Origin of the sequence: Pseudomonas sp. EGD-AK9 (assembly GCF_000465935.2) — a bacterium.
Lineage (GTDB): Bacteria > Pseudomonadota > Gammaproteobacteria > Pseudomonadales > Pseudomonadaceae > Aquipseudomonas.
On the sequence record NZ_AVOF01000112.1, the window covers coordinates 1 to 8,548 of the forward strand.

14 protein-coding genes are annotated in these 8,548 nt (G+C 65.9%); 12 read left to right on the forward strand and 2 right to left on the reverse strand.

Translation table 11 applies throughout. The features are described 5' to 3' along the window. On the forward strand, positions 1-240 hold a 240-nt coding region (locus N878_RS06230), incomplete at its 5' end, for a Tn3 family transposase (protein ID WP_021442811.1). A gap of 1,344 nt (positions 241-1,584) precedes the next feature. Here the strand turns inward: N878_RS06230 and N878_RS06235 are convergent. Beyond that, complete coding sequence (locus N878_RS06235) at positions 1,585-1,866, reverse strand: type II toxin-antitoxin system YafQ family toxin (RefSeq protein WP_011114071.1); 282 nt, start codon at positions 1,864-1,866, stop codon at positions 1,585-1,587. Beyond that, entirely contained in the window at positions 1,853-2,116 is a 264-nt protein-coding gene (locus N878_RS06240; protein WP_011114070.1) for a type II toxin-antitoxin system RelB/DinJ family antitoxin, read from the reverse strand. The genes N878_RS06235 and N878_RS06240 overlap by 14 nt, the downstream gene beginning before the upstream one ends. A 172-nt stretch (positions 2,117-2,288) precedes the next feature. On the opposite strand from N878_RS06240, the gene N878_RS06245 reads away from it, so the two are divergent. The 11 genes from N878_RS06245 to N878_RS06295 all read left to right on the forward strand — a co-directional run. Next, on the forward strand, positions 2,289-2,717 hold the full coding sequence (locus N878_RS06245; RefSeq protein WP_011114069.1) for an antirestriction protein: 429 nt from the start codon (positions 2,289-2,291) through the stop codon (positions 2,715-2,717). Between the two features lie 44 nt (positions 2,718-2,761). Further along, positions 2,762-2,980, forward strand: coding sequence for a hypothetical protein (locus tag N878_RS06250; RefSeq protein WP_012478187.1), 219 nt, complete (start codon positions 2,762-2,764; stop codon positions 2,978-2,980). A gap of 11 nt (positions 2,981-2,991) precedes the next feature. Beyond that, the gene (locus tag N878_RS06255; RefSeq protein ID WP_011114068.1) at positions 2,992-4,200 is read left to right on the forward strand and encodes a hypothetical protein; all 1,209 of its coding nucleotides are present in this window, start codon (positions 2,992-2,994) and stop codon (positions 4,198-4,200) included. 16 nt (positions 4,201-4,216) lie between these two features. Continuing rightward, positions 4,217-4,474, forward strand: a complete 258-nt coding sequence (korC, locus tag N878_RS06260; protein WP_011114067.1) for a transcriptional repressor KorC — start codon at positions 4,217-4,219, stop codon at positions 4,472-4,474. A gap of 157 nt (positions 4,475-4,631) precedes the next feature. Then, positions 4,632-4,868, forward strand: coding sequence for a stable inheritance protein KleA (kleA, locus tag N878_RS06265; RefSeq protein ID WP_011114066.1), 237 nt, complete (start codon positions 4,632-4,634; stop codon positions 4,866-4,868). A 208-nt stretch (positions 4,869-5,076) separates the two neighbouring features. Beyond that, on the forward strand, positions 5,077-5,403 hold the full coding sequence (kleE, locus tag N878_RS06270) for a KleE stable inheritance protein (RefSeq protein WP_011114065.1): 327 nt from the start codon (positions 5,077-5,079) through the stop codon (positions 5,401-5,403). Between the two features lies 1 nt (position 5,404). After that, complete coding sequence (locus N878_RS06275; RefSeq protein WP_011114064.1) at positions 5,405-5,734, forward strand: DUF2761 domain-containing protein; 330 nt, start codon at positions 5,405-5,407, stop codon at positions 5,732-5,734. Positions 5,735-5,840: 106 nt separating this feature from the next. Then, positions 5,841-6,149, forward strand: a complete 309-nt coding sequence (locus N878_RS06280) for a transcriptional regulator KorA (RefSeq protein ID WP_011114062.1) — start codon at positions 5,841-5,843, stop codon at positions 6,147-6,149. Continuing rightward, complete coding sequence (locus N878_RS06285) at positions 6,146-6,910, forward strand: ParA family protein (protein ID WP_011114061.1); 765 nt, start codon at positions 6,146-6,148, stop codon at positions 6,908-6,910. Before N878_RS06280 ends, N878_RS06285 begins: the two co-directional genes overlap by 4 nt. Next, positions 6,907-7,956: a ParB/RepB/Spo0J family partition protein gene (locus tag N878_RS06290; protein WP_011114060.1), complete on the forward strand. Its 1,050-nt coding sequence runs from the start codon at positions 6,907-6,909 to the stop codon at positions 7,954-7,956. Before N878_RS06285 ends, N878_RS06290 begins: the two co-directional genes overlap by 4 nt. A 178-nt stretch (positions 7,957-8,134) precedes the next feature. After that, positions 8,135-8,548, forward strand: a 414-nt coding sequence (locus tag N878_RS06295) for a DNA-binding protein (protein ID WP_021442812.1), incomplete at its 3' end; no start/stop codon positions are given.

Here is an 8,548-nt window from a genome sequence, read left to right on the forward strand (position 1 = left end):
TACCGGGCTAGCGGCCTCAATCTGGTAACGGCTGCCGTCGTGTTGTGGAACACGGTCTATCTGGAACGGGCTGCGCACGCGCTGCGTGGCAACGGCCATGCCGTTGATGACGCGCTGTTGCAGTACCTGTCGCCGCTCGGTTGGGAGCACATCAACCTCACCGGCGATTACCTCTGGCGCAGCAGCGCCAAGATCGGCGCGGGCAAGTTCAGGCCGCTACGACCGCTGCAACCGGCTTAGCGTGCTTTATTTTCCGTTTTCTGAGGCGACCCCAGGCAGTACCGCGCACCAGCTCGCGCACGTCGAGCTGCAGCATCGTCACTTCCGGCGAGGCTGGCCACGTCCTGGCCACGGTCGACCATCGCCACCTTTGACGATGAACCGAGGGCCCCATCGCCAGTTCCGACGATGACGGCCGACGCCGGCGCTGGATCTCGCATCGCCGCTTCTGACGATGAGATCCACCCTTTGACACTTGAGGGGCCGAGCTGCGGGGGATTCTCCCGGCCGGCGGCCGCGAGAACCGGCTATGTCGTGCTGCGCATCGAGCCAGGCGGCAGAGCCGCCCGTCTCGCCCCTGGCGGGCTTCCAGCGCCTTCCCGACGCTCACCGGGCCGGTGGCCCTCGCCGCTGGGCTTTGCGGCCCTGACGGGCCTTCCTGGCCCGTTTCCGGGGCCTTCCCTGCCCTGCCCCACCGGCGCGGCCGTTGTGGACAGTTTCGGGACAAGTCGGCCGAGGCCGGCCGGCGCAGCCCTGACGTTGACACTTGAGGGGCAGCGGGGCCGGCGCGATGTTGACACTTGGGGGGCAGCGGCCGATTTCGGCCTGGTCGAGCCGTCCAGGCGGCCGCCGAGGCGGCCTAAGTGCCTGATCGGCATGGAGTTATCCACCGAAGTTGTGGATAACCCTGTTAGGAACCCTGCCCCGGTATTGACACTTGAGGGGCGGCCCTACTGACACTTGAGGGGCGCGGTTCTTGACACTTGAGGGGCAGCGTATTGACACATGGGGGGCTTATCCATTGACACTTGAGGGGCTGCCTCTTCGCGCTTTTCCTTGGCGTGACAACGGTTTACGCGCGTTTTTCGGTCATGCTAACCAGGTTTTTAACCGTCTTTATAACCTTTTTATATAACCAGGTAGTTTTAACCAGAGGCTGGCGAAAAAAACGGCAACACGGCCCAAGCTACCGCGCAGCATGACCGGCCGCCGAAGGGGGGAAACCCCCCTTCTCGATCCCACCCGGCCGCAAGCGGCCTCCCATCCCCCCAGGGGCTACGCCCCTCGGCCGCCTTGCGGCCTCACCCCACAATGGAGCGCCTTCGGCGCTACGGCTTAGGAGAGCCAGGCGCAAGCGCCTGGCGGAAGGCAGTAAGTTCGAGAGCTTGCGAGGGGGCAAAGCCCCCTCACACTCCCCAACCAGGTCGCCGCGGTTCGACCGGCCGCGCGATCCTCAAGCATCGCAGCAGCTCCACCGCCGCAGGTTTTACGCCAAGGAAGGGGGTCGGCCAGCTCGGCCGGTGGCGCGGAAAGCGCCCCTCAAGTGTCAATGAAACGTGAGACGCGGGGCCAGGCCCGCGCCGATCACAAGCCGAGTTCGGAGTGAGAGCCGAGGCGCACCAGGCGCAGCGTGTCGGCGTCGGGCTTCTGGTAGATCAGCACCAGGTCGGGCTTGACGTGGCAATCCCGGTGATCCTTCCAGTCCCCGGTCAGCGCGTGGTCGCGGTGCCGAGGTTCCAGCGGCTGGTCGTCGGCGAGCGCGACCAGGACGGGCACCAGGTCGGCGTCGAGCGTGGCCCGGTGCTGCCCTTTCGCCTCGCGCTTGTAGTCGCGCTTGAACTGGCCGGTGCGCTCAATCTGCCGCATGCAGATCGGCCATCAGATCGTTGACGGTGGCGAAGCGCGGCAGCTTGCCCTTGCGGGCTTCCTTCATCGCCTCGATGGTGGTGGCGTTCGGAATCAGCGGCTCGAAGGGCAGCGCCTTGTCCTGGGCCACCTTCGTGAGCAGCAGCCGCACCGCGTCGGACACGGTAAGGCCCATCGCGGCCAGGACGGCCGCCGCTTCTTCCTTGATCGCGCCGTCGATGCGCGTTTGTACGAGCTGGTTTGCAGCCATGATTGGTTCTCCGGTTGGGTTCGTGAATTACATTGTAATGCACGCCAAGGGAAAGGGCAAGGTTTAGCGGCTAAAACGTTTAGCTAAAGTGCTTGACGATTAGGACATTTTGCCCTAATATAGCACTTGAAGGCCGGGCATTTCGCCCAGGTCAACTACCGGAGAAAGTCCGATGAACACCCAAGAGCAACCCGTTACCGCTTCCCTGGTCGCCGAGGCCCAGCGCCTCGACTTCCTGCCCGCCTACTTCGGCCCGCGTCTGATGATGCGCGGCGAGGCCCTGGTGTATGCCTGGCTTCGCCGGCTCTGCGAACGCTACAGCGGCGCGTATTGGCACTACTACACCTTGTCGGACGGCGGTTTTTACATGGCCCCCGACCTGGCCGACCGCCTGGAGATCGAGGTGGACGGCAACGGCTTCCGAGGCGAGTTGTCGGCCGACGCCGCCGGCATTGTCGCAACCCTGTTCGCGCTGGGTCAGCTCGCGGCCGAGGCCGCCGACACGGACGCCGGCGATGCCCTGATCGACCGCTATCACTTCCTGCGCGGCTTCGCAGCCAGCCACGCCGAGGCGGCCGCGATCTACCGGGCTATTGACTGATGAGGGGCGGCCCCGGCTTCGGCCGGGGCTTCCAGGAGGCGACCATGACCAGGAACAACGCTCCCCAGGCACCGACGAACAGCTACGCGACGGACGGCAAGTGCCACAACGCCGAGCCGGGCACCTACGGCCACGAATGCGGCAAGCCGGCCGCATGGATCGGCACGAACCACAAGGGGTTCAGCTCGGGATTCTGCGACGACTGCAAGCGCCACGGCTACGAAGCCCGCGACGTGATCGCGTGGCGGCGTGCTGACACTTGAGGGGCCGGCCGATGGCGAAGAAACGCAAGACGCCGGCCCAGCCGGGCCAGGACTGGAACGCGCCGGCGGCCGAGCTGCTGGCCGAGCTGCCCACCGACCGCGACGAGCTGCTGGCCGCCGCCGTGGCGGCCGTGGTGGAGATCGACGCGGCGATCATGCGCGGTGACGGTGCGGCCGCCGAGGCGGCCAGCGACCGATACGAGGCCGTCATCTGGAAGATGAACGGCGGAACGCACGTGGGCAGCATGGCCGACCACGACGCGCCCGGCCAGGTCATCGAGCGCCATTGCGCGGCGGTGCCTGGCGACGTGCCCTTGTGGGGCCAGCGCGGCCAGTTCCTGGTCGCGGATGGCGACATGCGCGCCCTGGTGGAGTACGAGGCCGGCTACGGCGGGCCGCTGGGTGCCCACTTCCAGTTCCACGTCATCGACCTGGACAGGCCGTTTATCTCCGAAACGGGCTACCGCTCGCACTTCGACACGGCGCAGGGCTGCATGACGGTGGACGAGGTTGCGCGCGGCATCCTGGCTGCGCAGCGAGCCGAGAAGAAGCGCCCGGTGATGGTCGAGGCCAGCTACCGCGACCGCCTGGCCGATGCTCCCCTGCCCGCTTGGCTGGCCGGCTTGGAGCCGCCGGCGCGGCGCGCACCGGCGACCGTCCTGGTGCCGCCGGGGTTCGTCCTGGTCGATGTGGTGCTGCCCTCGCATCGGGCCTTCATCGCCAGGCGCTGGGCGGCCGAGGCCGCGACCAGGATCAAGGCGGCCAGGGCCGCCGGGTTGGACGCCAAGGGAAAAATCACCGGCGCAGGCCCGGAGCGAGATCCCGCATCGCCAGAAACGACGATGACCTGCAGCATCGTCAAAGCCGACGATGCCGAGCCGGGCGAGGGCGGGCCTGTATCGCCGGAAACAACGATGCCGCGAGCGAGCGCGGCAACCTGCAGCATCGCCAGGAATGGCGATGGAGGCCCGGCCGACCTGGTGGAGTTCAAGCCCGGCCAGCGGTGCGAGATCGTGAGCGTCCATCACCCGGTTTTCGACCGCTACATCGGCAAGCGCATCATCATCGTGAAGGTGCATCCCGACACCCGCCAGGTGTGGGCGCACGACGACAGGCCGGTAACGTACAAGACCAATCGCGCAGGCCGGCGCGTGGTCGATTCAGACCCGAGCTGCATCCAGTCGATCTACGGCTTCGACCAGTTGCGGCTTATCACTTGACCAGGAGAACGAACGAATGACGAACGACGCCAATATCCGGCTGGAGTGCTTGAAGCCGGCCGAACGCTGGGCGCAACCGACCGGCGAGGAAGTCCGAGAGGTGCTGCGCCTGGCCGGGTTCAGCGGCAGCAAGGCCGCGAAGGCGCTGGGGCTGGGCGCGAAGGGCGACCGCACGATCCGCCGCTGGATCGGCGAGGACACCCCGATTCCCTATGCGGCATGGGCGATCCTGTGCGACCAGGCCGGGCTGGGCGTGATCTGGAAAGAGGATTGACGCCAAGGGAAAGGTTTTAGCGGCTAAAGTTTAGCCTTCGGATTCCGGTAAAGCGAAAAAAGTTTAGCTAAAGTGCTTGACAGGCTAGGGCATTTTGCCCTAATATAGCACTTGAAGGCCGGGCACATTGCCCAGGTCAACTACCGGAGAAAGTCCGATGAGCGACAACAAGATTATGCCCTGGATTGACGAGCTGGAGGGCGCGGCAGCGACCGACTTCCCGGCCCGCCGTGACGAGATCGCGGCCATGATGGCCGAGGCGGCCGAGCTGGTGTGCAAAGCCGAGGAACTGCGCGGCAAGGCGTACTTCGCCGGATGCTCCCTGGAGGGGCAGGCCAAGGGCCATTGGTCGATGGAAGCCGTCGAGCAGGCCAAGCGCCGGGCCGGCTGGTAAGAGCACATGGCCCGGTCGGCAACGGCCGGGCCTATCGAGGACGCCAAGAAGGAGTATTGCGTGAGCCGAGGCAAGATCAAGGGCGGCCCCAGGTGGAGGAACGCCCCGGAGTGATCCGGGGCGCTTGGCCTGGTGCTGGCACACCGTAACCATGCTTCCGAGTGGGAGCACCCAGCATTCAACACGTAAGCGCGTGGAGGGTCAAGCTATGTCCAACATCATCAAGTTCCCCAAGGAGATCGAGCAGCCCGCCGCGCCCGCGCCGGTGGAGCCTGCCGCCGCGTCTGCTGCCCCCAACAAGGCCCCCGGTGCTGGCCTGCTGGCCGGCCTGGTCAAGTTCGTATGGGTGGCGACCGTGCTGGTCTGGCCGATCCTCAAGTGGGTGCTGTCGATTGCCACCTTCTTCCAGTTCGTGCGGATGCTCTACCACTGGAACACGCCTGGCGTGTATGCCGGTTGGTCGTTCCTGGCGTACTTCGCGGTGCTGACCGCGATCACCTACTTCGTTTCGATCTACAAGCCGAAGGGGCTTTGACATGAAAAAACAGACCCTACCCTACCCGCCGGGATTCGTGGAGCCGAACACCGGCCGGGTGGCCGTCCTGGTGCGCGAGTACGCGGCCAGCGACTTGAACGGCGATGCGCCGGCCTATTGGTACAGCGCGCAATCCGAGGAATGGGGCCTTGACCCCTGGCGACTGGTGGAAGGCGTCGATCCGCACACCGCCGGCGGTCAGTTCGACGTGTGCTTTGCCAACGGTTCGAGCCGCACGGTCGGCCCGCTGATGACGTTCTTCATGAGTGCCGCTGACGCGGCCAGGTTGAACGCCAAGAAAGAAGATCACGCGCCCATTTTTAGCCGCTAAAACGCTTGACGCGGGCGGCGAGTTTAGCTAAACTTCTGCACATGGTCGGCGGCTGGCACCGCCTTTTGTTCAACAACCGGGTGTGGAGTTTATATGGGTGTTCTCCATGAAGAAACGGCTAACCGAAGCCCAATTCCAGGCGGCGATCAAGGGCCTGGAGATCGGGCAACAGACCATCGACATAGCGCGCGGCGTGCTGGTCGATGGAAGGCCCCAGGCCGAGTTTGTGGCCTCGCTGGGGCTGACCAAGGGGGCGGTATCGCAAGCGGTCAGCCGCGTGTGGGCAGTGGCGGGGGAAGTGCTCCCGCAGGGCTTCGAGCGGGTGACGGCGGTACTGCCGGAGCATCAAGCGTTCATCGTCAAGCGTTGGGAAGCCGACGCCAAGGGAAAGAGGAAACAGGAACCCAACTCATGAAAACACTGGTCACGGCAATTCAGAAAGGCGGTCAAGGCAAGACGTTCGCAACCTGCCACCTGGCGTTCGACTTCCAGGAGCGCGGCCTTCGGGTTGCAGTGATCGACCTGGACACCCAGGGCAATGCGAGCTGGACGCTGGCCGGCCACGACTCGGGCTATCCCGCCAGTCGCATGTTCACCGCCGGCGGCGACGAGCTGCGCGCCTGGTTCGCTGACCGGGAGGATGACGGCCTGGCGCTGATCGCGGCAGACGCCAACCTGGCGAACCTGGACAAGATGGAGCTTTCCCAGGCGGCCGCCGCGCTGCGGGCCAGTGTGGCCGCGCTGGGCGAGTTCTTCGACGTGTGCCTGATCGACACGGCCCCCTCCCTTGGCGTCGCCATGACGGCGGCCGTGCTGACGGCCGACTACATGCTGTCGCCCATCGAAATGGAGGCGTACAGCTTGCAGGGCATGAAGAAGATGGTCGCGGTCATCAGCAACCTGCGCAAGCAGAACCCCAAGCTGCGCTTCCTCGGCATGGTGCCGAACAAGGTGGACGCGCGGAAGCCGCGCCACGTCAACAACCTGGCGACGTTGCAGCAGGCATACCCGCAGCTCATCTTGCCGTTCAGCATCGGCGCGCGTGACAGCATCGCCGAGGCGCTGGGCGAGCAGATGCCGGTGTGGAAGATCAAGAAGACCGCCGCGCGGAAGGCCACCCAGGAGGTGCGTGCGCTGGCGGATTACGTGTTCACGAAGATGGAGATCGCGCAATGAGCGCCAAGACCAACGCCAAGAAGAAGGAGCAGGACAAGCCGCAATCGTCCGGGCTGGGCCTGGACGGGCTGGGCGACCTGGCCGGCCTGCTGAACGAGCAGCCGGCGGCCAACGCCGGCGGCGCAGGCCCGCAGGAGCTGCCGCTTGACCTGATCGACGAAGACCCGCACCAGCCGCGCACGGCCGACAACCCCGGCTTCTCGCCGGAGAGCATCGCGGAGATCGGCGAGACGATCAAAGCGCGCGGCGTGAAGTCGCCCATCAGCGTGCGCGAGAACCCGGACGCACCGGGGCGCTACCTCATCAACCACGGCGCGCGGCGCTATCGCGGCTCGAAGTGGGCGCACAAGACCACGATCCCGGCCTTCATCGACAACGACTACAACGAGGCCGACCAGGTTATCGAGAACCTGCAACGCAACGAGCTGACGGCGCGTGAGATCGCCGACTTCATCGGCCGCGAGCTGGCGAAGGGCAAGAAGAAGGGCGAGATCGCCAAGGAGATCGGCAAGTCGCCGGCCTTCGTCACGCAGCACGTCACGCTGCTGGACTTGCCCGAACCCATTGCCGAGGCGTTCAATAGCGGCCGGGGCAAGGACGTGACTGTCATCAACGAGCTGGTGACGGCCTACAAGAAGAACCCCGACGAGGTGGCCGCCTGGCTGGCCGACGACAGCCAGGAGCTGACGCGCGGCTCGGTGAAGCTGCTGCGCGAGTTCCTGGAGGACAAGCGCAGTCACGAGGACGGCGACCGTGATCCCAACACCGTCGATGCGCTGACCGGCAAGACCGACGCCGAGGCCGGCGACGGCGAGCAGGGGCCGCAGGATGATGACGCCAAGGGGAAGAAGGAGCCGAAGGAGGCCGACCCCGACAAGCTCAAGAAGGCCATCATCCAGGTCAAGCACGACGACCGGCCGGCACGGCTGATCCTCAACCGCCGGCCCCCGGCCGAGGGCTGGGCCTGGCTCAAATACGAGGATGACGGCCAGGAGTTCGAGGCCGACCTTGGCACCGTGCAGCTTGTCGCGCTGCTGGAGGGCTGACACGCCCAGCGCCGGGCATCGCCGACCACCGACCCCCACCCATCGCCCCGCCATCGAGCGGGGCTTTTTTTGCCCGCGTTTTAGCCGCTAAAAAAAGTTCAGCTAAACCGCTTGCGTAGTGTTGTATGTTGTAGTATGCTTCACGCTACAACATACAACCGGCCAAAGGAGGCCCGACATGGCGATCTCGAAGGAGCAGATATTTGCGGTGGCCGACGAACTGGACGCGGCCGGCCAGAACCCCACGCTGGCGAACGTGCGCAAGCAGCTCGGCAGCGGCAGCTTCACCACCATCAGCGAGGCGATGAACGAGTGGCGCGCACGCAAGGCCAGCCAGGCCGCCCCGATCCGCGAGCCGGCACCGCAGGCGATCACTGACAAGCTGGCCGAGCTGGGCGGCGACTTGTGGGCCGTGGCGCTGGAAATGGCGAACAACCGCCTGGCCGCCGAGCGCGAGGCGCTGGAGGCCGTGCGCCAGGAGACGGAAGCAGCGCGCCAGGAAGCCGCAGAGCTGGCCGACCAGCTCACCGGCGAGCTGGACGAGGCCAAGGCCCGCATCGCGGCCCTGGAGGCCGTCGAGGCGGCCGCCAAG